Annotated in this window: 24 protein-coding genes and 1 pseudogene; 10 read left to right on the top strand and 15 right to left on the bottom strand. The window is 60.3% G+C overall.

Going from position 1 to position 25,964, the window contains the following annotated elements; all coding sequences use genetic code 11:
* The first annotated feature begins 42 nt into the window (after positions 1 to 42).
* On the top strand, positions 43 to 1,026 hold the full coding sequence (locus tag BLU64_RS07370) for a quinone oxidoreductase (protein WP_026741753.1): 984 nt from the start codon (positions 43 to 45) through the stop codon (positions 1,024 to 1,026).
* A 402-nt stretch (positions 1,027 to 1,428) separates the two neighbouring features.
* Here the strand turns inward: BLU64_RS07370 and pspG are convergent, their stop codons facing one another.
* Entirely contained in the window at positions 1,429 to 1,653 is a 225-nt protein-coding gene (gene pspG, locus BLU64_RS07365; protein ID WP_026741754.1) for an envelope stress response protein PspG, read from the bottom strand.
* A gap of 162 nt (positions 1,654 to 1,815) precedes the next feature.
* Positions 1,816 to 2,868, bottom strand: a complete 1,053-nt coding sequence (dusA, locus tag BLU64_RS07360; protein ID WP_074728267.1) for a tRNA dihydrouridine(20/20a) synthase DusA — start codon at positions 2,866 to 2,868, stop codon at positions 1,816 to 1,818.
* 277 nt (positions 2,869 to 3,145) lie between these two features.
* Between dusA and BLU64_RS07355 the strand changes: the two genes are divergently transcribed.
* Positions 3,146 to 3,928, top strand: coding sequence for a hypothetical protein (locus tag BLU64_RS07355; protein WP_026741756.1), 783 nt, complete (start codon positions 3,146 to 3,148; stop codon positions 3,926 to 3,928).
* A gap of 46 nt (positions 3,929 to 3,974) precedes the next feature.
* Here BLU64_RS07355 and BLU64_RS07350 read toward each other — a convergent pair whose 3' ends face one another.
* Positions 3,975 to 4,928, bottom strand: coding sequence for a LysR family transcriptional regulator (locus BLU64_RS07350; protein ID WP_026741757.1), 954 nt, complete (start codon positions 4,926 to 4,928; stop codon positions 3,975 to 3,977).
* A 129-nt stretch (positions 4,929 to 5,057) separates the two neighbouring features.
* Here BLU64_RS07350 and lysA point away from each other — a divergent pair, with 129 nt between their 5' ends.
* The 4 genes from lysA to BLU64_RS07330 all read left to right on the top strand — a co-directional run bounded on the left by lysA (position 5,058) and on the right by BLU64_RS07330 (position 10,340).
* Positions 5,058 to 6,320, top strand: a complete 1,263-nt coding sequence (gene lysA / locus BLU64_RS07345) for a diaminopimelate decarboxylase (RefSeq protein ID WP_074728265.1) — start codon at positions 5,058 to 5,060, stop codon at positions 6,318 to 6,320.
* Positions 6,321 to 6,592: 272 nt separating this feature from the next.
* Positions 6,593 to 7,891 (top strand): GntP family permease, encoded by a 1,299-nt coding sequence (locus BLU64_RS07340; RefSeq protein WP_235195065.1) that lies wholly within the window; start codon positions 6,593 to 6,595, stop codon positions 7,889 to 7,891.
* A 20-nt stretch (positions 7,892 to 7,911) separates the two neighbouring features.
* On the top strand, positions 7,912 to 9,081 hold the full coding sequence (locus BLU64_RS07335; protein ID WP_074728263.1) for a glycerate kinase family protein: 1,170 nt from the start codon (positions 7,912 to 7,914) through the stop codon (positions 9,079 to 9,081).
* A 92-nt stretch (positions 9,082 to 9,173) separates the two neighbouring features.
* A complete protein-coding gene (locus BLU64_RS07330) occupies positions 9,174 to 10,340 on the top strand; it encodes a CdaR family transcriptional regulator (protein WP_074728261.1) in 1,167 nt (388 codons plus the stop codon).
* Positions 10,341 to 10,353: 13 nt separating this feature from the next.
* Here BLU64_RS07330 and BLU64_RS07325 read toward each other — a convergent pair whose 3' ends face one another.
* A complete protein-coding gene (locus tag BLU64_RS07325) occupies positions 10,354 to 11,370 on the bottom strand; it encodes a LacI family DNA-binding transcriptional regulator (RefSeq protein WP_074728259.1) in 1,017 nt (338 codons plus the stop codon).
* A 642-nt stretch (positions 11,371 to 12,012) separates the two neighbouring features.
* On the opposite strand from BLU64_RS07325, the gene aas reads away from it, so the two are divergent.
* From aas to BLU64_RS07310, 3 genes are read left to right on the top strand one after another with little or no spacing between them, the layout of a single operon-like run.
* Complete coding sequence (gene aas / locus BLU64_RS07320; protein WP_074728257.1) at positions 12,013 to 14,175, top strand: bifunctional acyl-ACP--phospholipid O-acyltransferase/long-chain-fatty-acid--ACP ligase; 2,163 nt, start codon at positions 12,013 to 12,015, stop codon at positions 14,173 to 14,175.
* Positions 14,172 to 15,368, top strand: coding sequence for a lysophospholipid transporter LplT (gene lplT, locus BLU64_RS07315; protein ID WP_074728255.1), 1,197 nt, complete (start codon positions 14,172 to 14,174; stop codon positions 15,366 to 15,368). Before aas ends, lplT begins: the two co-directional genes overlap by 4 nt.
* Before the next feature lie 37 nt (positions 15,369 to 15,405).
* Positions 15,406 to 15,870, top strand: coding sequence for a GNAT family N-acetyltransferase (locus BLU64_RS07310; RefSeq protein ID WP_026741765.1), 465 nt, complete (start codon positions 15,406 to 15,408; stop codon positions 15,868 to 15,870).
* 217 nt (positions 15,871 to 16,087) lie between these two features.
* Here BLU64_RS07310 and BLU64_RS07305 read toward each other — a convergent pair whose 3' ends face one another.
* The 7 genes from BLU64_RS07305 to BLU64_RS07275 form a co-directional block, all read right to left on the bottom strand.
* Positions 16,088 to 16,216 carry an entericidin A/B family lipoprotein gene (locus BLU64_RS07305; protein ID WP_026739180.1) on the bottom strand — a complete coding sequence of 43 codons (129 nt, stop codon included), beginning with the start codon at positions 16,214 to 16,216 and terminating at the stop codon, positions 16,088 to 16,090.
* 134 nt (positions 16,217 to 16,350) lie between these two features.
* Positions 16,351 to 17,487 carry a radical SAM family heme chaperone HemW gene (gene hemW, locus BLU64_RS07300; protein ID WP_026741767.1) on the bottom strand — a complete coding sequence of 379 codons (1,137 nt, stop codon included), beginning with the start codon at positions 17,485 to 17,487 and terminating at the stop codon, positions 16,351 to 16,353.
* Positions 17,480 to 18,073: an XTP/dITP diphosphatase gene (locus BLU64_RS07295; RefSeq protein WP_026741768.1), complete on the bottom strand. Its 594-nt coding sequence runs from the start codon at positions 18,071 to 18,073 to the stop codon at positions 17,480 to 17,482. The genes hemW and BLU64_RS07295 overlap by 8 nt, the downstream gene beginning before the upstream one ends.
* Positions 18,074 to 18,080: 7 nt before the next feature.
* The gene (gene yggU, locus BLU64_RS07290) at positions 18,081 to 18,386 is read right to left on the bottom strand and encodes a DUF167 family protein YggU (RefSeq protein WP_026739183.1); all 306 of its coding nucleotides are present in this window, start codon (positions 18,384 to 18,386) and stop codon (positions 18,081 to 18,083) included.
* The gene (locus tag BLU64_RS07285) at positions 18,383 to 18,937 is read right to left on the bottom strand and encodes a YggT family protein (RefSeq protein WP_026739184.1); all 555 of its coding nucleotides are present in this window, start codon (positions 18,935 to 18,937) and stop codon (positions 18,383 to 18,385) included. Before BLU64_RS07285 ends, yggU begins: the two co-directional genes overlap by 4 nt.
* 57 nt (positions 18,938 to 18,994) lie before the next feature.
* Positions 18,995 to 19,816 carry a pyrroline-5-carboxylate reductase gene (gene proC / locus BLU64_RS07280; protein WP_026741770.1) on the bottom strand — a complete coding sequence of 274 codons (822 nt, stop codon included), beginning with the start codon at positions 19,814 to 19,816 and terminating at the stop codon, positions 18,995 to 18,997.
* 34 nt (positions 19,817 to 19,850) lie between these two features.
* Positions 19,851 to 20,582, bottom strand: coding sequence for a YggS family pyridoxal phosphate-dependent enzyme (locus BLU64_RS07275; RefSeq protein ID WP_026741771.1), 732 nt, complete (start codon positions 20,580 to 20,582; stop codon positions 19,851 to 19,853).
* A gap of 244 nt (positions 20,583 to 20,826) precedes the next feature.
* Between BLU64_RS07275 and BLU64_RS07270 the strand changes: the two genes are divergently transcribed.
* Positions 20,827 to 21,243 carry a hypothetical protein gene (locus BLU64_RS07270; protein ID WP_071999732.1) on the top strand — a complete coding sequence of 139 codons (417 nt, stop codon included), beginning with the start codon at positions 20,827 to 20,829 and terminating at the stop codon, positions 21,241 to 21,243.
* A gap of 54 nt (positions 21,244 to 21,297) precedes the next feature.
* Here the strand turns inward: BLU64_RS07270 and codA are convergent, their stop codons facing one another.
* The 4 genes and pseudogenes from codA to BLU64_RS07250 all read right to left on the bottom strand — a co-directional run bounded on the left by codA (position 21,298) and on the right by BLU64_RS07250 (position 25,866).
* On the bottom strand, positions 21,298 to 22,533 hold the full coding sequence (gene codA / locus BLU64_RS07265; RefSeq protein ID WP_074728253.1) for a cytosine deaminase: 1,236 nt from the start codon (positions 22,531 to 22,533) through the stop codon (positions 21,298 to 21,300).
* On the bottom strand, positions 22,530 to 23,765 hold the full coding sequence (locus tag BLU64_RS07260) for a PucR family transcriptional regulator (RefSeq protein WP_026741773.1): 1,236 nt from the start codon (positions 23,763 to 23,765) through the stop codon (positions 22,530 to 22,532). Before BLU64_RS07260 ends, codA begins: the two co-directional genes overlap by 4 nt.
* An 80-nt stretch (positions 23,766 to 23,845) precedes the next feature.
* A pseudogene (locus tag BLU64_RS17605) lies at positions 23,846 to 24,001 on the bottom strand (cytosine permease); the annotation flags it as partial.
* 284 nt (positions 24,002 to 24,285) lie between these two features.
* Positions 24,286 to 25,866, bottom strand: a complete 1,581-nt coding sequence (locus BLU64_RS07250) for a methyl-accepting chemotaxis protein (RefSeq protein ID WP_074728250.1) — start codon at positions 25,864 to 25,866, stop codon at positions 24,286 to 24,288.
* Positions 25,867 to 25,964: the final 98 nt, after the last annotated feature.

Genomic DNA, 25,964 nt, shown 5'->3' with positions numbered 1-25,964 from the left:
GTCACCGTAAACCCTTAAATTGAGAAAGAACCTGGAGAGCCTATGGCTAAGCGCATTCAATTCAGCCGGCCCGGCGGACCGGAAGTGCTGGAGCTGGTGGATGACCTTCCCGCCGAACCGGACCGGGATGAGGTACAGATCGAGAACCGCGCCATCGGCGTCAACTTCATCGATACCTATTTCCGCTCGGGGCTGTATCCTGCCCCCTCTTTGCCTTCCGGGCTAGGGAGCGAAGCGGCGGGCGTGGTGGTCAATGTCGGCGCCGACGTCTCGGCATTACAGGTGGGCGACCGCGTGGTCTATGCGCAGGGCGGGCTGGGTGCTTACAGTCAGGTGCACAATGTGTCGGCGGACAAGGTGGCGAAGCTGCCGGACGCCATCAGTTTCGAGCAGGCGGCGGCCAGTTTCCTGAAAGGGCTGACGGTTTACTATCTGCTGCGTAAAACCTACGACGTGCAGCCGGGGGAAACCATTCTGTTTCATGCGGCGGCGGGCGGCGTTGGACTGATCGCCTGTCAGTGGGCGAAAGCGCTGGGCGCCCGCCTGATTGGGACGGTGGGTTCCGCGCAGAAAGCCGAGCTGGCGCAACAGGCCGGCGCATGGGCGACCATTAACTATCAGCAGGAAGACATCGCGCAGCGCGTATTGGCGTTGACTGAGGGTAAGAAGGTCGGCGTGGTGTACGACTCCGTCGGGAAAGCCACCTGGGAAGCGTCGTTGGACTGCCTGCAACGTCGGGGACTGATGGTGAGTTTCGGCAATGCGTCCGGACCGGTAACGGGCATAGATCTCGGCATCCTCAACCAAAAAGGCTCGCTGTACGTCACGCGGCCGTCGCTGTTCGGCTACATCACCCATCGCGAAGAGCTGGAGGAAGCCAGCAACGCGCTGTTCTCCCTGCTTGCCAGCGGTGCGATTTCAGTAGACGTACCGGAGGCACAAAAATTCGCGTTGGCCGATGCCCGTCAGGCGCATCTGGCTTTGGAAGGTCGTCGCACTCAAGGTTCCTGCCTGCTGATCCCGTGATACTCAGCGGGATGTGAGCCGGAGTCGTCAGCCACGCCCGCTTTGCGGGCGTTTTTGTGGGTGCAATGGGATGGTTCCCCCGGCTTGCGCCGGGGGAGGCGGCGAGGAACTCACCTGCGGTTTGGCGTGGATGGACGCGCTCTACCGCCGGTAACGGGCGAGAGAAGCGCTGCGGTTTTTCATCGCGCTGTCTTGTAGGGTACAGCGGTCCGTCGGGGGAAGTGCCTCTACGGCGTTGTTGTTTTCTGTCCGACGTTGATGAAAACGGAGGGCCTGAGCGCGGCGTGCAGGCGGTGCTCAGACTGACGAGTCAGAAGCGTATCAGCCTGACGATGAAAAAACGCATCGCCGACGCACAATTTTGACGATGGGTTTTACTCTCCTCCTCACGCAGGGCGACGGCTACCGGTAATAGCGTTGACGCTGTTTCTGCTGATAGCAGCGCCACATCCAGACTGCGGCGACGGCCAGCAGCAGCCACGGCAGCATTTTGAATGCCATGACGAACAAACCGCCGAGCAGCATAAAGACCGTGGCCGCCAGCAGCGCGGCGAGCACGCCCAGCAGCGATATTCCCGTCAATAACAGCATGACGAAGAAACCGACGACGAAGAAAATTTCAAACATGGCGTACTCCTGTCAGGGTGAGGCCGGGCGTCACCCGGCGAGCGTGGCGTACAACGCCTGACAAGAGCTATTACAAGAAGCATGCCAACGCGATATTTAGCTAACCCGTTGACTTTATTAGCTGGGAGAGAGAGGGCAGGCCCCGCGCCCCGGCGAAAACCGCTAACTGTTAGCGAATCCCGCCGCATCACGCGGCACCAGCGAGAGCGCCCTCTCGACGACGGACACATCCGCGCCGGGACGATGAGCATTTTCGCTCAGGTAGCGACGCCAGCGTCTGGCGCCCGGCACGCCCTGGAACAGCCCCAGAATATGACGCGTGATATGGCCGAGATAAGCGCCCTGCGACAGCTCGCGTTCAATATAGGGATAGAGCGACTCCACCACGCTAAACGGATCGGGCGCACGGTCCGCGCCGAACAGCTCGCGGTCGACCTGCGCCAGCAGGCCGGGGTTCTGATACGCCTCGCGGCCTACCATCACGCCATCCAGATGTGTCAGATGTTCGCGGGCTTCCGCCAGCGTTTTAATCCCGCCGTTGAGGGCGAGGGTCAGCGCGGGAAAGTCCTGCTTGAGCTGATAGACGCGCGGGTAATCCAGCGGCGGGATTTCGCGGTTTTCCTTCGGGCTGAGGCCCGACAGCCACGCTTTACGGGCATGGACGATAAAGTTGTCGCAGCCGCCGCGCGTCGCCACCGTGTCGATAAAATCGCACAGAAACGGATAGCTGTCCTGCTCATCAATGCCGATGCGGGTTTTCACCGTGACGGGAATGCTCACCACGTCGCGCATCGCCTTGACGCAGTCGGCCACCAGCGCCGCGTCCGCCATCAGGCACGCGCCGAAGCGGCCGTTTTGCACGCGGTCGGACGGACAGCCGACATTCAGGTTGATCTCGTCATAGCCGCGGGCCTCGGCCAGCTTCGCGCACTGCGCCAGCGCGGCGGGATCGCTGCCGCCGAGTTGCAAGGCCACCGGATGCTCTTCCTCGTTATACGCCAGATAGTCCCCTTTGCCGTGAATGATGGCGCCGGTCGTCACCATTTCCGTATACAACAATGCCTGACGGCTTAGCAGCCGGTGAAAGTAGCGGCAGTGGCGATCCGTCCAGTCCAGCATCGGCGCGACGGAAAAACGGCACAGCGGATAGGCGGTCTGCGCGTTGGAGGAAGTACGGGGATCTAACGTGTTTTCAGCTTTATTGTCTGGGTGCATGTCTAAACTTTCTGGCGTATGGAGGCGGACTCAGCGCGTCGGTAAACGGCGTCCGACCGGGGTCGAACGTGTGTTGCATTAATATAACATAAGGTCGCATAAACTCGCGGATGCCGTGCATCGAGAACCTGTAGGATGGCGGGAAGTCTCGGCGCGATATCACATAAACGCGACGCGGCGGAGCGCGAAACGCTCTGTGCGTTGCTACACTTGCTGCGCCGGAGTCATGCAGGCAATAAGCGTTTTCTGAACGGTTTTTCATGCACTTGGGGGAGTTATGCAGTGTGATTTAATCCTGGACGACGGGTTCTACCGCCCGCTCTCGACCTACGTCGACGGCCTGTCTTTTCATCTGTTGCAACAGAATTTCACTTACGGCGTCTTTTCACGTCGGCAGGACGAGGCGTCTGTCGCCGCTGGCTACGAAGTCTATCCCTATAAAGATCTGTCTCAGGAACGCGCGGCGCTGCATCGTCAGCTGACGGCCATCCTCGGGGACGAAGCGATTTCCACGCTCGTTTTGTGGGTCAATCTGGGCGTCGCCCGACAGGAAATTCTGCTGTATGAAATGCTGGTCTGGCTTGCCGAGACGCGCTGGGGCGATAAGGTCGCGGTGCGCTGTGTGGATCTCGTCGAGCTGCCTCAGCCCGCTTTTCAGGAAGGGACGGAGCTCTACTATCAGCGGATTTACCATGATTTATCGCTGCCGCAAAATAACAATCCTATTACTCCCGAGTTGACCGCAGGTGCGCGAAATACGTTGTCGTCGCTCTATCACGCCGGTCACCTGATCGTCAGGCACCACGATGTGCTGGCGGCGCTGCCGACCAATTTCTTCGACGAGGTGATCGTCTCCGTGGTGAGCGCGCACTATCAGCCGGTCAAGGTCCTGACCGCGAAGGTGATGCTGTCGCTGTGGGCGAAAGGTTACGCCGAGGTGGAGGATGTCGTGATTATGTCGCGCATTTTGTTCCTGGCCAGCCACGATACACGGTTACAGGTACGCAAAAACATCTTCGACCAGAACCTCGTTTCCACCGTCTATATCAAGCGAACGTGACGGCCGCGACCGGCGGACTTAACGCGAAAGCCGGACGCATCGCGCATTAATTTCCCGCATTATCCGTCATCTTGCCGTCGATGAGTTGCTGCAAGCGCGCCGGAAATGCCTGCGCGAACCGTTGCAGATGTTCAGTCACGACATCGACCAGCGCGGAGGCGGGGCGGTGCAGCGGGCGTATCAGGCTGACGGTGAAGGGCACGTCGATGCTGAAATGGCGGACGACTACGCCGTGGCGAGAGGCGGCATAGTCCGCGGCGGTCAGCGGATTGACGATGGACAGCCCCACGCCGGCGCGCACCATCGCGCAGACCGAGGCGGCGCTGTGCGTTTCCATCACCATACTGCGCTCTACGCCCGCTTCCTGAAACAGATGATCGAGCCACTGTCGGTAGCTGTCCGCGCTGGACAGGCTGATGAACGGCTGATGGCGAAAATCTTGCGGCGTCAGCACCGGCTTGCTCGCGAGCGGGTGGCGGGACGGCAGCACGCAGACTTCGCTGAGCTGCATCAGCGTCTGACGCTCGGTGCCCGCGGGCGTCGTATTGTTTTCGGTCAGCCCCAGGTCGTGGCGCTGCGCGGAGAGCCACTCTTCGAGCAGCGGCGACTCCTGAGGAATGATGTGCAGATTAAGCGTCGGGTAGTCGGCCAGCAGCGGCTGACACACCTCCGGCAGCAGCGACTGGGAAAACACCGGCAGGCAGGCGATGGACAGCTGCGCCTGTTGAAAGCGCCGGATATCGTCGGCCGCGCTGACGATCCGTTCCAGCCCGTAGTAAGAGCGCTGAACCTCTTCAAACAGCCGTAGCCCCTGCGCGGTCGGATGCAGGCGGCCGCGCACCCGTTCGAACAACGCCATCTGCATCAGACGCTCGAAGCGCGCCAGCTCCCGGCTCACCGTCGGCTGCGACGTATTGAGCAGACTGGCGGCTTCCGTCAGGTTGCCGGTGGTCATCACGGCATGAAAAATCTCGATATGTCGCAGGGAAATAGCCGCCACGGGAGACACCTTGAGTGTGGGATAAAGCCATATCATAAATGAATAGACTCTGCGTAAAAGGATATTTGTCTGCCGAAAGGAAGATTACGCACAATGAGGATATGTTTTCATTTATCAGGTTTTGACCGCATGCCGCACGATCTAAATACCCTGTCCCACGCGTTGAACGCAGACAGCCTGCGGGCGCTGCCGTCCCGTTTCGGCTGCCCGGTCTGGGCCTACGATGCCGACACTATTATCAGCCGCGTTGCCCAGCTGCGGGACTTCGACACCATTCGGTTCGCCCAGAAGGCGTGCTCCAACATCCACATTCTGGCGTTGATGCGCCAGCGCGGCGTCAAGGTCGACTCCGTCTCGCTGGGCGAGATCGAGCGTGCGCTGGCCGCCGGATTCCAGCCGGGAACGCCGGATCATGAGATCGTCTTCACCGCCGATCTGCTGGATCACGCCACGCTGGAACGGGTGGCCGCGCTGAACATTCCCGTCAACGCCGGGTCCGTGGATATGCTCAATCAGCTGGGCGTCGTGTCGCCGGGGCATCCGGTGTGGCTGCGCGTCAATCCGGGCTTCGGTCACGGACACAGTCAAAAAACCAATACGGGCGGCGAAAACAGCAAGCACGGTATTTGGTACGGCGATCTGCCGTTGGCGCTGGCGGCGATTGAGCATTATCAGCTCAAATTAGTCGGTTTGCATATGCACATCGGTTCCGGCGTGGACTACGGCCATCTGGAACAGGTGTGTGACGCGATGGTGCGGCAGGTGATCGACTTTGGTCAGGATCTGGAGGCCATTTCCGCTGGCGGCGGTCTGTCCATTCCTTACCGTTACGGCGAAGAGTCGATCGACACGCAACACTATTACGGGCTGTGGAACGGCGCGCGTGAGCGCATCGCCGCGCATCTCGGTCATCCAATCACGCTGGAGATCGAACCCGGCCGTTTCCTGATGGCGGAAGCGGGCGTGCTGGTGGCGGAAGTGCGGGCCGTGAAGGCGATGGGCAGCCGTCACTTTGTGTTGGTCGACGCCGGTTTTAACGATTTGATGCGCCCGGCGATGTACGGCAGCTACCATCATATTTCCTTGCTGCCGGGGGATGGTCGCGATCTCGATGGCGCTGCACTGCGCGATACGGTAGTAGCGGGGCCGCTGTGCGAGTCCGGCGATGTCTTTACCCAGCAGGCGGGCGGTGGTGTCGAAACCATCGCCCTGCCGGACGCCAAAGTCGGAGACTACCTGGTCTTCCACGATACCGGCGCTTACGGCGCCTCCATGTCCTCCAACTACAACAGCCGTCCGCTGCTGCCGGAAGTCTTGTTCGAAGGGGGGGCGCCGCGTCTGATCCGCCGTCGGCAGACGGTGGAAGAGCTGCTGGCGCTGGAACAGCTGTAATTGTCTTCTCGCCTCTCCCTGCGTCGGGGAGAGGCGCATCTCGTCGTTCCCGTCGTCTGTGACCGGTCTCTCCCCGCATTGTCTTTCCACACGGTTTTCATCGTGATTTCACCCGTTGATTTTGTGTTTGCGCACATAGGTGAACGCCGCCATCAGCCCTAAAATAAGGGCTATCAAATCGTGGCTTAATGTTATCGACGTCCGTCGTCGCAACCCCGTTTCTCTATCCTACGTAACAGATATAACAATAACGAGGTCATATTATGAACGGCATGGAACCCCTTGGTTGGTATGGGGCATTGATAGGTCTATTCATTGCCATCTTACTGATTCTTAGAAAGATCAATCCGGTCTATTCGCTATTTTTCGGTGCGATAGCCGGCGCAGTGATCGGCGGCGCGAGTCTCGACCAGACGCTGGCTCTGCTGACCACGGGTACGCAGAGCGTGATGGGCACGGTGATCCGCGTTCTGGCCGCCGGCGTACTGGCTGGCGTGATGATGGAGTCCGGCGCGGCGGAAACCATCGCGCAGGCGGTGGTGAGAAAAATGGGCGAGGGCAAGGCGATCATGGCGCTGGCGTTGGCCACCATGATCATCACCGCCGTCGGCGTTTTTATCCCGGTCGCGGTGCTGATCGTCGCGCCGATCGCGCTGTCGGTCGGCAACAAAATGGGGATCTCCAAGCTGGCGCTGCTGTTGGCGCTGTCCGGCGGCGGCAAGGCGGGCAACATCATCTCGCCTAACCCGAATGCCATCGCGGCGGCCAACGGTTTCCACATCACCCTGAGCGATGTGATGATCGCCGGTTTCATTCCCGCCATAGGCGGTTTGTTGATGACGATCTTGATCGCGGGTGTGTTGAAAAACAGAGGTGCCAAGGTCACTGAAGAAGAAGTCGTTGCGCTGTCCGCTCATCAGCCTGCTGGCGACAAGCGCTACCCGCCACTGCACCAGGCGATCGTCGCGCCGCTGGTGGCGGTGATCCTGCTGATGATCAATCCTATCGGCTCGATCCTGCATATTCCGTTGCTCTCCGAGTGTAAGCTGGATGCGCTGTACGTCCTGCCCATCGCCGGGATCGTCGGCCTGCTGGCGATGGGGCAGCATAGGAAACTGATCGCCTACACCGCCTCCGGGCTGGAAAAAATGACGGCGACGGTGCTGATCCTGATCGGCGCCGGGGCGATAGCGGGCCTGATTGCGGCGTCGAACCTGTCGACGCAGGTGGTGGCGCTCATTAACCTGATGGGGATCTCCGGCACGTTTCTGGCGCCGATTTCCGGGATCCTGATGGCGGCGGCCACGGCCTCGACGTCCACGGGCGTCATTCTGGCGACGGGGACGTTCGGCAGCGCCATCGCCAACGTCGGCGGCAGCCCGATCGCCTCCGCGGTCATGGTGCACACCGGGGCGACCGTGATCGACTCTTTGCCGCAGGGCAACTACTTTCACGTGACTGCCGGCAGCATGAACATGGCATTGCGTCAGCGGATGTCGCTGATTCCTTATGAAGCGATGGTTGGCGGCACCATGACCCTCATCGCCACCGTGCTGTACGGTCTCCTTTAACCCGTGACGAGAAGATTCCTATGAAACATGAAACCTTTGTATTGGCGCCGGATTCGTTCAAAGAGAGCATGACCGCCAAAGAGGTCTGCGTGGCGATGGAGAAAGGGCTGCGCAAGGTCTTTCCCGAGGCTGACTACCTTCATGTCCCGATGGCGGACGGCGGCGAAGGCACCGTGCAGTCGCTGGTCGACGCCACCCACGGCGAGCTGTTTCCGCTTCAGGTGACCGGACCGCTGGGCACGACGGTGGACGCCGTCTACGGCATCATGGGCGACGGCCAGGTGGGGGTGATCGAAATGGCTTCGGCCAGCGGCATCCACCACGTCAACGCACAGACCCGTAATCCGCTGGTGACGACGACCTACGGCACCGGCGAACTGATCCGCGCCTGTCTGGATCAGGGAATAGCGAAAATCATCCTCGGCATCGGCGGCAGCGCGACGAACGACGGCGGCGCGGGGATGGCCGAAGCGCTCGGCGCGCGTTTCTTCGACGGCGACGACAAGCCGCTGCCGCGCGGCGGCGGGGCGCTCGGCCAGTTGCAGCGTATCGACGTCAGCGGGATGGACCCGCGCCTGGCGCAGGTGGAGATCATCGTCGCCTGCGACGTCACCAATCCTCTGTGCGGCGAACACGGCGCTTCTCACGTCTTCGGGCCGCAGAAAGGCGCGACCCCGGAGATGGTGGCGCAGCTGGACGCCAACCTGTCTCACTATGCCGACGTGGTGTTGCAGCAGTTGGGCAAATCCGTGGCGACGGCGCCGGGGGCGGGTGCTGCGGGCGGATTGGGGGCGGGGCTGATGGCCTTCACCCGCTGTGTGATGCAGAAAGGCATCGATATCGTCATCGAGCACAGTGGCCTGCGGGATAAGTTGCAGGGGGCGGACTACTGCTTGACGGGCGAAGGCCGCATCGACAGCCAGACCCGCTTCGGCAAAACGCCATACGGCGTGGCGAAGACCGCGCAGGCGCTACAGGTGCCGGTGATCGCCGTGTCCGGCTGTGTCGGCGAAGGCATCGAGTCGCTGTATCAGGAAGGGATCGACGTCATTTTCGGGATCATCCCGCGGGCCGATCCGTTGGCGTCGTTGCTGCAAGAAGGGCCTGCGAATATGGAACGGGCCTGTGAAAATATCGGTCGCTTAATCCGTATCTCCCACGCGCGCGGCGCGTCGACGTCGAAAGGTTAACCCCGGGGTTGCGTCGGCGGGATCATGCTAGGCTGTGTGAGCAGGCGAGCACGGCGTAGCCGCGCTCCTGCGTCACCGCCTGGAGAGAAGACATGTCGGATTACCATTTTGACGCCACGCTGGCCGGTGCCATTGTCGCGCGCACGATGCAGATTATCGAATGCAATGTGAACGTGATGGATGCGACGGGGAGAATCATCGGCAGCGGCGACAAGGAGCGTATCGGCGAAATTCATGAGGGCGCGTTGCTGGCGCTCACTCAGGAACGCATCGTCACGATCGACGACGCGTCCATGCACATCCTGCAGGGCGTGAAGCCCGGCATTAATCTTCCCCTGCGGCAAGACGGCGTGATTGTCGGGGTGGTCGGCCTGACGGGTCAGCCGGACGGACTACGCCAGTATGGCGAACTGGTCTGTATGACGGCGGAAATGATGCTGGAGCAGGCGCGGCTCATGCAGTTGCTGGCGCGCAACAGCCGTCAGCGTGAAGAGCTGGTGTTGAACCTGATCCGCAGCGACAGCTATTCCGATACGGTCAGCGAATGGGCGAGACGGTTGGGGATAGACTTACAGAAGCCGCGCGTAGCGCTGGTGGTGGAGTTGGACAGCGGTCAGCTCGGCGTCAGCACGGCGATGACCGAGCTGCAACAGTTTCAGAACCTGCTGACGGAGCCGGGCATGGCGCCGGAGCGGGAAGAGGGACTGATGGCGATTGTCTCTTTGACCGAGATGGTCGTGCTGCAACCATTGTCTGAGCACGGACGTTGGGACCCGGAAGCGCATCTCCGGCGGATCCAGCTGCTGTATCAGCGTCTGCATGATGAAAGCCCCTTGCGGGTGCGGCTGGCGTTGGGCAACTTCTTCCCCGGAGAAGGCGGCCTGCAACGTTCCTATCAGACGGCGAAAACCACCATGAAAGTGGGCAGGCAGCGTCAGCCCGACACGCAGTGCTACAGCTATCAGGATATGGCGCTGCCAGTGCTGCTGGATAGTCTGCGCGGCGGCTGGCAGGCCAATGAGCTGATGCGGCCGCTAAGACGGCTGCGGGCGATGGACGGCAACGGGATCTTTCGCAAAACGCTCTACAGCTGGTTCTGCTACAACCTGCAAAATACGGTCACGGCGAACGCGCTGTACATCCATAAAAATACGCTGGAATACCGCCTGCGCCGCATCTCGGACATCACCGGACTGAATCTCTCCCGCGTCGACGATCGCCTGTTGCTCTACATCGCACTCCAGCTGGAAGAGGGCTGAGCCGCCGCATTGTTTAGGAATGTGAGGCATAAGGTCCGGGTCGCACCGAATCGCGAATTTTCAGCACGCCGGTGAACGGCGTCAGCGGTGAGGCGTCCTCGCCCGAAATCAGTCGCAGCGCCTGCTGAATGGCGGCGCTCATCATCTCTTCGATCGGCAGATACACGGTCGACAGGGAAGGACTCAGATAGGCGGCGTTAGGTTCGTCGTCAAAGCCGAACAGGGAGAGATCCTCCGGCAGCGTTTTTCCCGCTTCGCTGAATGCCTTCATTGCCCCAATACACATATCGTCATTGCTGGAGAACAAGGCGCTGAACACAGTTTCCCGGGCCATCAGCGCGTGCGCGGCGTGATAACCGCTCTCCACGCTATTGTCGCCGTGGACGATCCGCAGGGGATCGACCGCCAGACCGTGATGGCGCAACGCCGCTTTATAGCCGGACAACCGCGCCTGGGACGTCGGCGTCGTCATTGGGCCGGTAATACAGGCGATCTCCCGGTGGCCTTGGGTAATCAGATAATCGACGACCTGAAAAGCCGCACTCTGCTGTTCGAAGACGACGCTGCGATCGCGCCGCTGCGGCAGGTCGCGGTTGATCACCACTATCGGGACGCTGGACTCCGCCAGCAGCGACATCAGCTCCTGCTCGGACATGTGGCGGGTGTAGAGAATGATGGCGTCGCAGCGGCGGTCGGCCAGCAGTTGGATCGACTGGCGTTCGTCTTCCGGCGTGTCGTGTCCGTCAGTGACGATCAGGTGTTTGCCGTTGCGCTCGGTCAGTTCGGCGGCCTGGCGCAGCAGTCGGCCGAAGTAGGGGCCGTCGAAGTGGGACACGACGAGGCCGATGCTGTTGGAGCTGCGGTTGGCCAGCGAGCGCGCCAGAAAGTTGGGCCGGTAGCCTAATTCGGTCATGGCCTTGAAAACGCTTTCCCGGGTGCTGGCTTTGACCTGGCCGGTGCCGTTCAGGACGCGTGATACCGTCGCTTTCGAAACGCCGGCGCGGCGAGCCACATCAAGCATGGTTTTCATGGCGGTATACCCGTATTCAGTTGATCGGTCTGAGTTTGCATACTATCACAAGGCCGAAAAAGCGCGCACAGAGCGCGGGCGCACGAAGGCGTTCCAGGGCGCGTGACGGCACCCGTTTGACGCTGTAATAGCACTAATCACAAGGCGTGATTACATGGTGGGTCAGAATTTTACAGATGGTTGCACTTCGTGCAGTTATCTTGCGATTAGCGACTAGAGAATAAATGCCTGACTCTCTAGAGTAAAAGTCCCAGAGGTATTAATGGGTGACAAGTGGATGTGATGTTCACCATGAACCATATTTATTTCACCAACCTACGCGGATGCGTAGGTTTTTTTTTGTCTGTCATTTATCCCTCGAGGACTCTGCGCCAGATATCTCGCTCGATTCAATCACTGCGGAATCCCTGCCTAAACCTACGGCGTCGTCCTGAAGCCGCATTTGCCTCGTCGCGGGTCGCTTTCACTTTGCATTCCTCGCCCGACGCATCGTGCTGGTTCAGGTCATCAGGACGCTTATTCTGGTGGCAATGGGTTGGCTATAGTATTTTGTGCAATCAAATTCGTTTAAAACTCCGCGAAGCACGGCGGCCGAATATTTCGCCGAAACGTGCCAGCGAGGGTTTTACCTAGGGAGATGGGATGATTTACAACGCACTACGCTGGCTGTTACGTCGCCTGTACCGTATCGACATCACCGGGGACGAACGCGTCTTCCGGCAGTCAAAACTCCTGATAACGCCGAACCACGCTTCGTTTATCGATGGCGTGCTGCTGGCCTTATTCCTGCCTCTGCAAGAAAAACCGATCTTTGCCGTCTACACCTCCATCGCCGACCGCTGGTTTATGCAGTGGACGAAGCGATTTGTGGACTTTGTGGCGCTGGATCCGACGCAGCCGATGGCGATCAAACATCTGATCCGTGTGGTGGAGCAGGGACGGCCGGTCGTCGTGTTCCCGGAAGGACGCATCACGGTGACCGGCTCCCTGATGAAGATCTACAGCGGCGCGGCGTTTGTGGCGGCGCGCTCTGGGGCGACCGTTGTCCCGGTCCGACTGGAAGGCCCGGAGTTCACGTTCTTCGGCCGTCTGGGCGGCGTTGTGCGTCGTCGTCTCTTTCCGAAGATCTCCCTGCACTGGCTGCCTGCGGTGCAATTACCCATGCCTAAGGCCGATGGCGCGCGTGAGCGTCGTGAACTGGCCGGCGAGCATCTGCATCGCATCATGATGGAAGCTCGTATGGCGGTGCGCCCTCGTCATACGCTGTATCAGGCATTTTTGGCCGCTTGCGGCCGCTATGGCTACGGCTCCGCAAGCATTGAAGACGTCGCTATGCGGGAAGATAGCTACCACGGCCTGCTGAAAAAATCGCTGGGGGTGTCGCGGATCCTGCAACGCTTCACTGCGGATAAGGAGCACGTCGGCCTGCTGCTGCCGAACGCGACCGTCACCGCCGCCGCCATTCTGGGCTGTTCCCTGAGTGGTCGTGTCCCGGCCATGCTCAATTACACGGCGGGCGTCAAAGGGCTGCAAAGCGCCATTTTGGCGGCCAGCCTTAAAACGATTGTAACCTCGCGCCAGTTTCTCGAAAAAGGCAAGCTGACGCATCTGCCGCAGCAGGTGAAGGACGCCAATTGGGTTTATCTGGAAGACCTGAAAGGGACGGTGACGATCGCCGATAAGCTGTGGATCCTGTTCCATCTGCTGTTCCCCTCGCAGGCGATGGTGGCGCAGCAGCCTGACGATGCCGCGATGATCCTGTTTACTTCCGGATCGGAAGGCCATCCTAAAGGCGTGGTGCATTCCCATAACAGTCTGCTGGCCAACGTAGAGCAGATCCGCACCGTGGCCGACTTCACTCCTCAAGACCGCTTCATGTCCGCGCTGCCGCTGTTCCATTCCTTCGGAGTGACGGTGGGATTGCTGACGCCGTTGATGACTGGCGCGAAAGTGTTTTTGTACCCGAGTCCGCTGCACTACCGCATCGTGCCGGAGCTGGTCTACGACCGGAATTGCACCGTATTGTTCGGCACCTCGACATTCCTTGGCAACTACGCACGCTACGCGCACCCCTACGATTTCACCCGGTTGCGTTACGTGGTGGCCGGGGCGGAAAAACTGTCGGAGACCACGCGTGAGTTATGGCAGGAACGCTTCGGTATCCGCATCCTTGAGGGCTATGGCGTCACCGAGTGCGCGCCGGTCGTGTCGATCAACGTACCGATGGCGGCCAAGCCGCACACCGTCGGACAACTGCTGCCGGAGATGGAAGGACGACTCATCCCGGTGCCGGGCATCACCGCCGGCGCTCGTCTCCAACTGCGTGGACCGAACGTGATGAAAGGGTATCTCCGCGTAGAGCGGCCCGGAGTACTGGAAACGCCTGCCGCCGAAAACGCGCAGGGCGAGCGGGAAGAGGGCTGGTACGACACCGGCGATATCGTCACGCTGGACGAACGAGGCTTCTGCGCCATCGTCGGGCGTGTGAAACGCTTCGCCAAACTGGCGGGCGAAATGGTGTCATTGGAGAGCGTGGAACAACTGGCTTTGCAGGCATCCCCTCATGCGCAGCATGCGGCCAGCGCTCGTAGCGACAGCAGCAAAGGGGAAGCGCTGGTGCTGTTCACCACCGACGCCGACCTCACCCGCGACCAATTGCAGACTCAGGCGCGCCAACACGGCGTACCGGAGCTGGTGGTGCCGCGCGATATTCGTTACATGAAGGCGCTGCCGATGTTGGGCAGCGGGAAGCCGGATTTCGTTACGCTACGTGAGATGGCGGAAGATCAGGAGCACACCGCATGAATCCTGTCTCAACGTCAGCGACGCCGCTGCTTTCTCGGGGCATGATCGCTGTGATGGCGGCGCAGTTTTTCTCCGCCTTTGGCGACAATGCGCTGCTGTTCGCGACGTTGGCGCTGGTGAAATCGCTGCTGTATCCCGACTGGAGCCAACCATTTTTGCAGATGGGATTCGTCGTGGCCTATATCTTGCTGGCGCCGTTTGTCGGTCAGTTTGCGGACAGCTTCTCCAAAGGCCGCGTCATGATGCTGGCGAACGCTCTGAAGCTGGCGGGCGCGCTGCTCATTTGCGTGGGCGGGAACCCCTTTCTCGGCTATACGTTGGTCGGCGTCGGGGCTGCGGCGTATTCGCCTGCCAAGTACGGCATTCTGGGCGAGATCAGTCACGGCGATCAGTTGGTGAAGGCCAACGGCCTGATGGAAGCCTCCACTATCGCCGCCATTCTGATCGGTTCGGTCGCGGGCGGCCTGCTGGCGGACTGGCATCTGGGCGCGGCGCTCGGCGTCTGTGCGCTGGCGTACGGCATCGCGCTGGCCGCCAACCTGCTCATTCCACGACTAAAAGCGGCTAAAAGCGGCAGCTCGTGGCATCCCCGACGGATGGTCGGGGCTTTCGTCCATGCCTGCCGGGTGCTGTGGGGCAACGGCGAAACGCGGCTGTCTCTGCTGGGCACCAGCCTGTTCTGGGGCGCGGGGGTGACGCTGCGCTTTCTGCTGGTGCTTTGGGTGCCGCTGGCGCTGGGCATCAGCGACAACTCCACGCCCACGCTGCTGAATGCCATGGTCGCGGTGGGGATCGTCTTCGGCGCGGCGGCGGCGGGGCGTCTGGTGACGTTGAAAACCGTGCGTCGCTGCCTGCCTGCCGGGGTGATGATCGGCGTGATGGTGGTGTTCTTCACGTTACAGCACTCGCTGTTCGGCGCCTATACCTGCCTGTTGATCTTGGGGGCGCTGGGCGGTTTCTTCATTGTGCCGCTGAACGCATTGTTGCAGGAGATCGGTAAGGCCAGCGTCGGCGCGGGCAATGCCGTCGCGGTGCAAAACCTGATGGAAAATGGCGCGATGCTGCTGATGCTGGCGCTCTATTCGCTGGCGGTGAAGCTGGGCGTGCCGGTCATGGGGATCGGGATTGGCTTCGGTGCGCTGTTCGCGCTGGCGATTGCGGTGCTGTGGGCATGGGGACGTGTTAAGCGTTGATGACGAGCGTGAGGAGAGTGGCGACGTGACGGAGGCGATGGCGTGGCACGACTGGGGCGTCGACGATCTGACGGTGAAGCGCGTGTATGAGCTTTTGCGGCTGCGCAATCAGGTCTTTATCGTTGAGCAATCTTGCCCGTATCAGGACATCGATGGGCAAGACCTGACGCCGGGCCATCGTCATATCGTCGCCTGCCGACACGGGCAGCTGCTGGCCTACGCTCGCCTGTTGGCGCCCACGCCGGAGCGTGAGGCGGTTATGATCGGCCGTGTGATCGTCTCCGCTGAAGCGCGTGGACAGAAGCTGGGTTATCAGCTGATGGCGCAGGCCCTGTCGGCCTGCTCCCTTCACTGGCCGCAGAGCCTGTGCCGTCTGTCCGCACAGGCGTATCTGCAAGACTTCTACCGTCAGCTGGGTTTCGTCGCCGTTGGCGAGGCCTATGACGAAGACGGAATTCCGCATATTGATATGTTGCTCTCCCCCACGCCTGCCGCAGGCTGACTCTCCTCTCGTTCAGCGCGTTCGTCGCTCGACGGGACGCCCTCTTTTTGCCTTCTTTTGTCGAGCGGCGATCTCGCATCGGCCAGCCTTCATTTCGCGGCTGGCGAGGGCAGGGCGTGAGAAAACGAACGTCGGTGTGCGGGAGAAACAGACAGAAAAACGCCCCAAGCGTGGGATAACGCTTGGGGCGGGGAGTGATGCTCAGCGCTTAAACGGCTTAGCTGGCGGTACGGGAGATAGAGCTGCCTAGCTTCTGCACGTCCTGACCAAACCCGCGCGTGGTATTGCAACCGCTCAGGGTGGCGGTAATCAACAGTACAGCCGTCAGTAATGTGATGTTTTTCATCGTGGTTTACCTGCTACCTCAGTGTCAGTCCTGTCTTCACTTTGTCATATTCCCACCTGCCAGTTCAATGCGCTTGATTGCGGCGTCAGCGAATTTTATTCAGGCCCGTGCCGCATGAACGACACGCGGCGAACTCAGTCGGCGAGAAAGCCTTCCAGCAACGTATTCAGGAATAGTTTGCCGTGCTCGGTGATCTGCCAGTGGCGGTTGGTTTCCGTCAGAAAACCTTGCGCCAGCGCAGCGTCGATCTGCGGGCGGATCGCCTGCTCCGTGAGTCCAGTATAGTCCGTGAAATCGGCGCGCGGCGCTGGCTCCAGCAGACGAAAGCGGTTCATAAAGAACTCGAACGGACGGTCGTGAAGCGGGACCTCCGTGGTGGTATGCCGATATTCGCCCCGCATGTAGCCGCGCGGATGACGCGTTTTGGCGGTGCGCACAATGCGTCCGTCGGCGAACGTCAGCTTGCCGTGTGCGCCGCAGCCAATGCCCAGATAGTCGCCGAAGCGCCAGTAGTTCAGGTTATGTTGGCACTGGTAGCCCGGCCGGGCGTAGGCCGAGGTTTCATACTGCTGATAGCCCGCGGCGCTCAGCAGTTCGTGTCCGGCGCTGAAAATGTCCCAGAGCGCATCGTCGTCCGGCAGCGTCGGCGGCCGTGAGCCGAAGAGCGTATTGGGCTCGATGGTCAGCTGATACCACGACAGATGCGGCGGGTTCAGCGCGATAGCCTGACGCAAATCGTCCAGCGCTTCTTCCAGAGACTGCTGCGGCAAGCCATGCATCAGGTCGAGATTGAAGCTGCGCAGGCCCAGCTGTTCGGCCAGCCGCGCGGCGCGCTTCGCCTCTTCCGGACCGTGAATGCGGCCCAGCCGCTTGAGTTTGTCCGGGCTGAAGCTTTGCACGCCGATGGAAATGCGGTTGATGCCCGCTTGTTGGTAGCCGCTGAAGCGGTCGGCCTCGACGGTGCCGGGGTTGGCCTCCATCGTCACTTCGGCTTCAGGCGCCAGATCCAGCCTGGCGCGCACGCCGTCCATCAACTGCTGCATCGCTTCGGCGCTCAGCAGGCTCGGCGTACCGCCGCCGATGAAGATCGAGTGCAGCGGACGCCCTTGCGCCATCGTCAGATCCGCATCCAGATCGGCCAGCAGGTGATCCACATATTCCCCGTGCGGCACGTCGCCTTTAAGCGCGTGCGAGTTGAAGTCGCAGTACGGGCATTTCTGCACGCACCAGGGAATATGGATATAGAGGCTGAGCGGAGGCAGCTTAAGCATTGCGCAGGGCATCCAGTAGCTGGCGTAGCGCTTTACCGCGGTGGGAGCGGCTCAGCTTTTCGCTGCGGGTCAGCTCTGCGGCGGTGACGCCGGCGTCCGGCACGAAGAAAATCGGGTCATAGCCGAAACCGCCGCTGCCGGCTGGCTCACGGGCCAGAGTGCCCTGCCAGCTGCCGTGGCAGACCAACGGCGTCGGGTCGTCAGCATGCATCAGGAAGACCAGCACGCAGTGAAAACGGGCGGTGCGCTGGTCGTCCGGCACGTCTTGCATGGCTTCCAGCAGCTTGTTCAGATTTTGCCGGTCATCGGCGTCCTCGCCCGCATAGCGCGCGGAGTAGATCCCCGGCGCGCCAGCCAGCGCATCCACCGACAGACCGGAGTCGTCGGCGATGGCGGGCAGCCCCGTGACCCGAGCGGCGTGACGGGCCTTGAGGATGGCGTTCTCGATGAACGTCAGGCCGGTCTCCTCGGCGGAGTCTACGCCCAGTTCGGTCTGCGCCACGATATCCAGCCCGAAGTCCGCCAGCAGATCGGCGAGTTCACGCACTTTACCGGCGTTGCCGGTGGCTAATACGACTTTTTGCATCAATTAATTAGTCCTGAGAAGGTGAGGCGATGAGTTCCGCCACGTTGGCGGGAATCGTCTGCGGATCGACGATTTTGATCTGTTTATGCCGACCCAGTTCGCCTTTTTCAATGATCACTTTGCTTTTGGCGACGCGAAACTGCTTGGAGAGAAATTTGACCAGATGCGCGTTGGCCTGACCGTCGACCGGCGGCGCGGTGATCGCCACCTTCAGCTCTTCGCCATGCAGGCCGACAATCTGGTCGCGGCTGGCTTTCGGCTGTATATACAGCCGAATGACCAGCGCGTCCCGATCGTAGCTGACTGCGCTCACAGCAGGAACCACAGTCCGGGGAACAGATCCATGCCGAGGTAGTTCAGCAGATACAGGATCAAGATCACTACCATCGCGGAGAAGTCGAGGCCGCCCATCGCAGGCAGTATGCGGCGGATTGGCGCCATCAGCGGCTCGGTCAGCTGATACAGCAGGTAATCGACCGGGCTGCGGCCCTGGCTGATCCAGCTCATCAACGAACGGATGATGACCATCCAGAACACCAGATAACCCGCGGATTTGAGCAGCGACAGCAGTCCGACCAGCAGATTCATCGGGCTCAGCGACAGCGCGCCGACCTGAATGAGCAGCAGCAGCGGGTATTTCAGCGTTGTCAGCAAAAACGCCAGCAGCAGCGAGGCGCTATCGATGGGGCCGAGCGAGGGGATGATGCGGCGCAGCGGTCCGACGATCGGCTGAGTCAGCTTCACCACGAACTGTGACAACGGATTATAAAAATCGCTGCGCGACCACTGCATCCAGATGCGCAACAGCAGCACCATTACATACAGGTCGATTAGCGTTTTGACTAGAAACGTCAGAGTAAGCATAAATGCAACGGTTCCTTTCGGGTCAGAGGGAGATGTCGTGGAGGCATAAGGCCACGATTAAAACAGCTTTTCCATTTCTTTGGCGCGAGAAACAGCGGCCTGCATGGCATTCGACACGGTTTCAGCCAGGTGCTGTTCGTTGAAGACTCGAAGCGCTTCGGCCGTGGTGCCGCCCTTGGAGGTCACATTTTCACGCAGGGTAGACAAATCTTTGTCCGGGCTGGCGGCCACCAGCGCGGCGGCGCCGGTGGCGGCCTGCTGAACCAGCTGTCGCGCCGTTGAGGCATCGAATCCCTGGCGTTCGGCTTCCCGCTGCATCGCTTCCATAAACAGGAAGAAGTAAGCAGGCGCGCTGCCCGCGGCGGCGATGATGCCGTTGATCTGCGCTTCCTCATCGACCCAGCAGACTTCGCCGACGCTGGCCATCAAGCGGGTGGTGAAATCGCGGTCGGCTTTGCCGACGTTGTCCGGCGCATACAGTCCGCTCATGCCTTTGCCGACCAGAGACGGCGTGTTGGGCATGATACGCACGATATTCAACGGCTTGCCTAACAGCGCCTGAAAACGGGCGACGCTGACCCCAGCGGCGATGGACAGCACCAGTTTGCCGCTGAAGTCGACGTCCGACGCCAGTGATGAGCACACGTCCGCCATCAGCTGAGGTTTCACCGCCAGCACGACGACGTCGGCCTGTTGTACGCAGTCGACGTTATCGCCGGAGCTGATGATGCCATACTCCCGGGCTAACGCATCGCGACGCGTCGCCGTCGGGGCGCTGACGGCAATGTGCGTGGCGGGATAGCCGCCGTCGATTAAGCCGGCAATAATGGCCTGCGCCATGTTACCTGCGCCGATAAAGGCAATTTTACGGTGTTCCATCGGATTCTCGCTGTAGTCGGGTGTCTGTTAAGCGTCAGGCGGCGGAGTAATCTCTCGCGCCAAAAATCGCCGTGCCAATGCGCACCAGCGTGCTGCCAGCGGCGATGGCCGCCGGCATGTCGTCCGTCATCCCCATAGAAAGGGTATCCGCCTCTGGATAACGGCTCCTGAGCTGCTGAAAAAGATCGGACAGCTGGCGAAAAACCGCGAGCTGCCGCTGATAGTCGCTTTCCGGCGCCGGGATCGCCATCAGGCCGCGCAAGCGCAAGCGGGGCATGGCGGCAACGCTGGCGGCCAGCGCGGGCAAGGCCTCCGCCATCATGCCGGACTTGCTGGCTTCCTGACTGATGTTGATCTGTAACAGGACATTGAGCGGCGGCAACTCGTTCGGACGCTGATCGTTCAGGCGCTGCGCGATGCGCAGGCGGTCGATAGTGTGGCACCAGTCGAAGTGCTCCGCCACCAGTCGGCTTTTGTTGGACTGCAAAGGACCGATGAAGTGCCATTCCAACGGCGTATCGGGCCTCGCGGCGCGGAAATGCAGGATTTTGTCGACGCCTTCCTGGACGTAGTTCTCGCCGAAGGCGCGCTGTCCGGCGTCAATCGCCGCCGCGATCGCGCTGACGGGTTTGGTTTTGCTGACGGCCAGCAGCGTGACGTCTTCGGGAAGGCGTCCGCAGCGTTCGGCCGCCGCAGAAATTTGTTGCCTGACACCCTGTAGATTCTGCTGCACAGTCTGTGTCGTAAGGTTCGTGCTCATAGTCATTCAGGAGGCTTATGTGTGATTTGAAATATCGGTCCGGCAGATAGTGTAAAACAGAATGCCCCGGATCTGCACCCTGAAGGGTAACCTGTCCGGCGGACTAAGCTTCCTGACGCATGAAAAAAGGCGTATTCGGAAGAGTTTGGTCTAAGCTAACACCCAGCAAGCTGAATGGGTTCGGCCTCAACCTGCCGGTTTGCTTCGTTCGACAGTTTAAAAGGTGACCGCTATTTACATGGAATTTTCAATGAACAAAAAGAAAACAATCGCGACCGTCGGTGTCGTCTTGCTCCTTCCCCTAATGGCTGATTCAGCTCGCGCCGCCGCTCCCTCGTCCCCCCCTATCGGCAAGATTTGCAAAGCGACCACCTCGTTAATTTTCGGACGCAGTACCCAGATCATGAAGCTCGACGCCGTTGAAAATGGCATTGCCTATGTGCATTACTTCCGGCCTGGCGACCGCTCCCGCTGGGCTATCAAATGCAAGCTGGCTGGCAATCGCGTGCTATGGGCCAGCAACAATCCCGACAGTATTGGCCGGTGGCGCGACGATCCCGCGGATGAAACCATTACCTACCGTATTCACGGCGATGCGCTCGACATCAGCGAAATCTACTCCGATGGCTCCCAGGAGCGGCAGTCTTATTCGTTAAGCGCATTGTAACGTCGAAAACCGTTCGCCCTTTCCGGACGGGGCAAGCCCGCCCGGAACGATCGCCTAAGCATAGTCGATGCGCTCAGGTGTGCGACGCATAATCACCTTGCCGTGGCGCACGGACAGCAGCGCTTTGGCCTGACGACGTACGGCCTCATAGTCATTTTCCGCATCCATAATCAGCAGGTTGGCGGGTCGACCAACGACCAGACCGTAGTTTTCGCCCAGATGCATCGCTTTGGCGCCGTTATCGGTCACAAAGTCCAGGCAGCGCTGTAGATCCTCGTAGCCCATCATGTGACAGATATGCAGCCCGGCGTCCAGCACCCGCAGCAGGTTGCCGTTCCCCAGTGGATACCACGGATCTTTGATGGAGTCCTGACCGAAACAGACATTCATACCCGCGCGGTCCAGCTCGGCGACGCGGGTAATGCCGCGCCGTTTCGGAAAGGTGTCGAAACGGCCTTGCAGGTGGATGCTTTCGGTCGGGCAGGAGACGAAGCTGATGCCGGAACGCGTGAGCAGGCGAAACAGCTTGGAGCAGTAGGCGTTATCGTAGGATCCCATCGCCACCGTGTGGCTGGCGGTCACGCGCTCGCCCATGCCGCGCACGCGCGCTTCTTCGGCCAGCACTTCCAGAAAACGTGACTGGGGATCGTCGGTTTCATCGCAGTGGACATCCACCAGACAGCCCCGACGTTCCGCCAGATCCATCAGAAACTTCACCGAACTCACGCCTTGATCGCGGGTATTTTCGAAGTGCGGGATCCCGCCCACCACGTCGGCGCCCATGTCGATCGCCTGTTCCATCAGCCTGCGGCCATCGGGGAAAGATTCGATCCCTTCCTGCGGAAAAGCGACGATCTGCAGGTCGATCAGATTGCGCGCTTCCTCTTTGACTTCCAGCATGGATTTTAGCGCGCCCAGCGTGGGGTCGGTCACGTCGATGTGGGTGCGCACGTACTGAATGCCATGATCCCGCAGCAGGCCGATGGTGCTGTGCGCTCGGCGCTTGGTGTCTTGGTGGGTGATAGTGGCTTTGCGCTGACTCCAGCGCTCGATGCCTTCGAACAGCGTACCGCTCATGTTCCACGCCGGTTCGCCGGCGGTCAGCGTTGCATCAAGGTGAATATGCGGCTCGACCAACGGCGGGATCACGAGCCGCTTTCCCGCATCGACATCCTCTGGCGCGGCCGTCAGCGGACCCGTCTGCGGCTCGATGGCGGCGATCAGGCCGTCGTGCAGACTCAGAGTGTACAGGCCCGGCTGATGGCGAAGGGCGGCATTGATAATCTTCATAACAACTCCTGCTGTTGTGCGTTGGACATACGCCAGATCAGCAAAGCGACCGACGCATTCAAGCGAAATTGGGGGTCGCTCAACGCGTGCCCCGACTGTTGTTCGATGCGCTGCAAGCGCTGGTGCAGCGTATTGCGATGGATATGCAGCCGCTCGGCGGCTTTGATCAGATTGCCGTTTTCCTGCAAGACGGCGTCGAGTGTTTCCACCAGCTGATGCGGATGTTTGCGGTGCGGCTCGAACAGCATCCCCAGCGTCTCCTTCATGAACTGCGCGACCAGCTCAGGCTCTTTAACGGCTGTCAGCAATTTAATCACGCCCAGCTCACTATAGTCGCACTGACCTTTGTCCGGCAGCATGCTCTCTGCGACATCCAGCGCGCGCCGCGCTTCGGTCACCCCCTGTCGGTAGTGCGCCGCCGAGAACACCGTTGATGAGATGCCGCACAATAGGCGCAGCGGGCGGATAGTGTCATCGATCGTTCGCTGTACTTGTTGCAACCGCCGTTGGCTGCGCCGGAATATCCGATCGTCGTCGGGCAGCAGCAAAATAAACAGTTCGCCCAGGACGATCAGCGGCAGCCCGTGTTCGCGGCTGGCCAGAGCCGCTTCCAACTGCTGCTGACTCTGTTGGCGGGCCGACTGCAAGTGCGCTTCGGCCAGGATAGGATCCTGCGTACTGAACAGCGTTTGCGTGCCGCTCAGACGCAGCGCGGCGATCCGACGCGGCTGCTCCAATGTTAAATGGAGATGGCTGGCGCGTTGGTGGGCGATCGCCAGACTCGGATACTCGCCGGTCAGCAGTTGGAGCAGAATGTCTCGTTGGGACCGCAGCGTCGCTTCTCGCTGGACCAGCGCTGTGCCGATTATCTGAGTGACGATCTCTATTTCGAGCGAGTTGGGCAGTTCTATTAACGGGATACCCAGCGTGTCCGCAAGCGCGACAACGGTGTAAGGGATCGCATGAATAAACGCCTCTCCGCTGAGCATCACTATGCCCGCGATGCCGCGCCGTTGCCCTTCGCGCAAGAGCAGCAGCAGGTTTTCCTCATCGCGCGCGGGGTTGCTCTCGGTGACAAACACCAGCTCGCCGCCCATGAACCACTCGGCGATCCTTTCATTTTTAGCCACGCAGCAACAGCGTACCGCGCGATGAATATGCTGCGCGCCGCCGCGTAGCGTCAGCGGCTCCAGCCCCGGTAACGACAAAATTTCGCTGATGGTCAAACTCATGGCTGCTCCTTGCTTTCCGTCAGGACCGCACGGCGTCCGGCCAATCGTGTGAAGAGCCTATACAGACTGGCGGAGGCTGCGATGCCGACCAGCGGAAAAGCGACACCGAGCCTGCCGCCCGCGAACATCGTTCTCGTAAAAAAGATACAGCTGAACAATACCATTGAGATCGAGAGTAACCCTTTGCGCTGATTTTTGGGCGTTTCACTTAAGGGAAACTCATTCCGTTCTGACATGGCGATAACCTCTGTTTAACGTAAGGAGGGGAGTGACCTGAGTTAACAGAGCAATTAACGTGCCCATTTTTTTCATTCGGAGAAAGCAGGCAGCGGATACGCCAAGTGTTGTGCACTTTGCCCGGTTTTTTCGTCACTATCTCCTGTCACCGCTCTATGATTGTGCGTTTTGCCCGTTATATGCACTGATGTCGACAGGAATGTCGTGCGGGGGAACGAAGGAAAAAAGGGAAGAGGGGACGAAAAAAGGCCGTCGCCGCGGTGACTGCGACGACGGTCAGGCATTAAGGCAGTAGCGGAAGCTTATCGCCGATGCGGAACATCGCCATGGCTTCCACCAACTGGCGGGATTGCGCTTCCAGCGATTCGGTCGTGCTGGCGGAGGCTTTCACCAGCGCGGCGTTCTGCTGGGCGACTTTGTCTATCTGGGTAAAGGCGATATTGACCTGTTCAATGCCGCGATGCTGCTCCTGAGACGCATAGGAGATCTCTTTCATCAGGCTGGTGATGCGGTCGATCTCGCCGGACACCTCATCCATGGTTTCGCCTGCCTGTGAGGCCAACGTCAGCCCCTCGGCCACGTGGGTCTGTGAGTCCATGATGAGCGTTCGAATCTCCCGGGCGGCCTGTCCGCTATGCTGGGCCAGATTGCGGACTTCGCTCGCCACCACCGCGAAGCCTTTGCCCTGTTCTCCGGCGCGGGCCGCTTCCACCGCCGCGTTCAGCGCCAGAATGTTGGTCTGAAAAGCGATGCCGTCGATAACGCCGAGGATATCGCTGATGCGTTTGGCGCTGGTGGCGATTTCCTGCATTTTCTCGATGACGTAGCACACCGATTCGTTGCCCCGGTCGGTGGTGTCCGAGACTTTGTCCGCCAACTGGTGTGCCAGCGTGGCGTTGTCGGCGTTGTGTTTGACCGTGGCGCTGAGCTGCTCCAGGCTGGCTGCCGTCTGCTCGAGTGCGGCTACCGAGGCTTCGGTGCGCTCCTCCAGATGGCGGTTGCCGGAGGTCAGTTCGTGACTGCCGCGATCAATTTGGGTACTGGCGTCGCGCACCTGTCCGACCGAGGCAAGCAGCGCCAGCTGCATACGCTCAATAGCGTCGCTCAGGCGGCCCAGTTCGTTATCGCTGCTAGCCGGGATGCGCTGAGTCAGATCGCCCGCCGCCACCTGCTCCAACTGGTCAATCGCCCGGTCGAGCGGTTTGAGCAGCATATGCCGCAGCGCCATCCATCCAAGAAAGACCAGCAGCAGCGACAGCAGGCACGCAACGCTAATCAGCAGCAGCATGACGCGTTCGTTATATTCGGCGTCCTGAATGCGTTCACTGGCCTGCTGCTGCGCATAGGCCCGAAATGCTTGAATAGCGTCGTCGAATGCCGTCGACAGCGGCGTCAAATCGTTTTCCAACAGCTGGTAGTATTCGTCCGTGTACTGTTTTTGCAGCGACGACACCATCGGGTTCAGGCCCTGTTCCAGATAGCGCTGATAGGATGTAGCGACGCTCTTCGCCAGCGTCAGGCCTTCCTCTGACGAATGTTCGGTCTGAGAGAACTGCTGGATCGTGCGCGTTGCGCTCTGGACATTGTGGGCCAGACGCTCGGTTTCCTGTGCGCCGATTTCGAGCAAACCCATCTCGATTTTGCGGACGGCCAGCGTGGCCGACGCTCTGGCCTGTAGCGTGAGGTTATAACCGTTCGTCAGCCCGCCCAGCTGTATGCCCTGAATATGGTTAAGCGCGCCGAGCGATTGTCGACTTTGATTAATGGAGTGTATGCCCATGCCGCTGACGATAAGTAGTAGCAGGGTGATAAGCGTTAACAATGATAAAAGACCGGCACGAATGGAGAGGTTCTTCAAACGCATGATGTCTATTCCCTGTGTGTAGAAAAAATCACGGGCGGCATCACTGCAACGCCGCCGGACGCTGCCTGCTATAGAATAAGAATCTCCCCTGACTGGCC

This window comes from Lonsdalea quercina (assembly GCF_900107885.1).
GTDB lineage: Bacteria > Pseudomonadota > Gammaproteobacteria > Enterobacterales > Enterobacteriaceae > Lonsdalea > Lonsdalea quercina.
The sequence above is the reverse complement of the archived record's forward strand: the minus strand, read 5'-3'. Positions and strand labels throughout refer to the sequence as shown.

Bases quoted from the DNA above. Each gene is read 5' to 3' on its own strand.
- BLU64_RS07355 (WP_026741756.1), top strand. From the start codon at position 3,146: ATGCAGTGTGATTTAATCCTGGACGACGGGTTCTACCGCCCGCTCTCG.
- pspG (WP_026741754.1), bottom strand. From the start codon at position 1,653: ATGTTTGAAATTTTCTTCGTCGTCGGTTTCTTCGTCATGCTGTTATTG.
- lysA (WP_074728265.1), top strand. From the start codon at position 5,058: ATGCCGCACGATCTAAATACCCTGTCCCACGCGTTGAACGCAGACAGC.
- BLU64_RS07250 (WP_074728250.1), bottom strand. From the start codon at position 25,866: ATGCGTTTGAAGAACCTCTCCATTCGTGCCGGTCTTTTATCATTGTTA.
- codA (WP_074728253.1), bottom strand. From the start codon at position 22,533: ATGAAGATTATCAATGCCGCCCTTCGCCATCAGCCGGGCCTGTACACT.
- BLU64_RS07305 (WP_026739180.1), bottom strand. From the start codon at position 16,216: ATGAAAAACATCACATTACTGACGGCTGTACTGTTGATTACCGCCACC.
- BLU64_RS07340 (WP_235195065.1), top strand. From the start codon at position 6,593: ATGGAACCCCTTGGTTGGTATGGGGCATTGATAGGTCTATTCATTGCC.
- BLU64_RS07275 (WP_026741771.1), bottom strand. From the start codon at position 20,582: ATGACTATGAGCACGAACCTTACGACACAGACTGTGCAGCAGAATCTA.
- lplT (WP_074728255.1), top strand. From the start codon at position 14,172: ATGAATCCTGTCTCAACGTCAGCGACGCCGCTGCTTTCTCGGGGCATG.
- dusA (WP_074728267.1), bottom strand. From the start codon at position 2,868: ATGCACCCAGACAATAAAGCTGAAAACACGTTAGATCCCCGTACTTCC.
- BLU64_RS07330 (WP_074728261.1), top strand. From the start codon at position 9,174: ATGTCGGATTACCATTTTGACGCCACGCTGGCCGGTGCCATTGTCGCG.
- BLU64_RS07310 (WP_026741765.1), top strand. From the start codon at position 15,406: ATGGCGTGGCACGACTGGGGCGTCGACGATCTGACGGTGAAGCGCGTG.
- BLU64_RS07285 (WP_026739184.1), bottom strand. From the start codon at position 18,937: ATGCTTACTCTGACGTTTCTAGTCAAAACGCTAATCGACCTGTATGTA.
- BLU64_RS07295 (WP_026741768.1), bottom strand. From the start codon at position 18,073: ATGCAAAAAGTCGTATTAGCCACCGGCAACGCCGGTAAAGTGCGTGAA.
- BLU64_RS07270 (WP_071999732.1), top strand. From the start codon at position 20,827: ATGAACAAAAAGAAAACAATCGCGACCGTCGGTGTCGTCTTGCTCCTT.
- hemW (WP_026741767.1), bottom strand. From the start codon at position 17,487: ATGCTTAAGCTGCCTCCGCTCAGCCTCTATATCCATATTCCCTGGTGC.
- BLU64_RS07260 (WP_026741773.1), bottom strand. From the start codon at position 23,765: ATGAGTTTGACCATCAGCGAAATTTTGTCGTTACCGGGGCTGGAGCCG.
- BLU64_RS07370 (WP_026741753.1), top strand. From the start codon at position 43: ATGGCTAAGCGCATTCAATTCAGCCGGCCCGGCGGACCGGAAGTGCTG.
- aas (WP_074728257.1), top strand. From the start codon at position 12,013: ATGATTTACAACGCACTACGCTGGCTGTTACGTCGCCTGTACCGTATC.
- proC (WP_026741770.1), bottom strand. From the start codon at position 19,816: ATGGAACACCGTAAAATTGCCTTTATCGGCGCAGGTAACATGGCGCAG.
- BLU64_RS07325 (WP_074728259.1), bottom strand. From the start codon at position 11,370: ATGAAAACCATGCTTGATGTGGCTCGCCGCGCCGGCGTTTCGAAAGCG.
- BLU64_RS07335 (WP_074728263.1), top strand. From the start codon at position 7,912: ATGAAACATGAAACCTTTGTATTGGCGCCGGATTCGTTCAAAGAGAGC.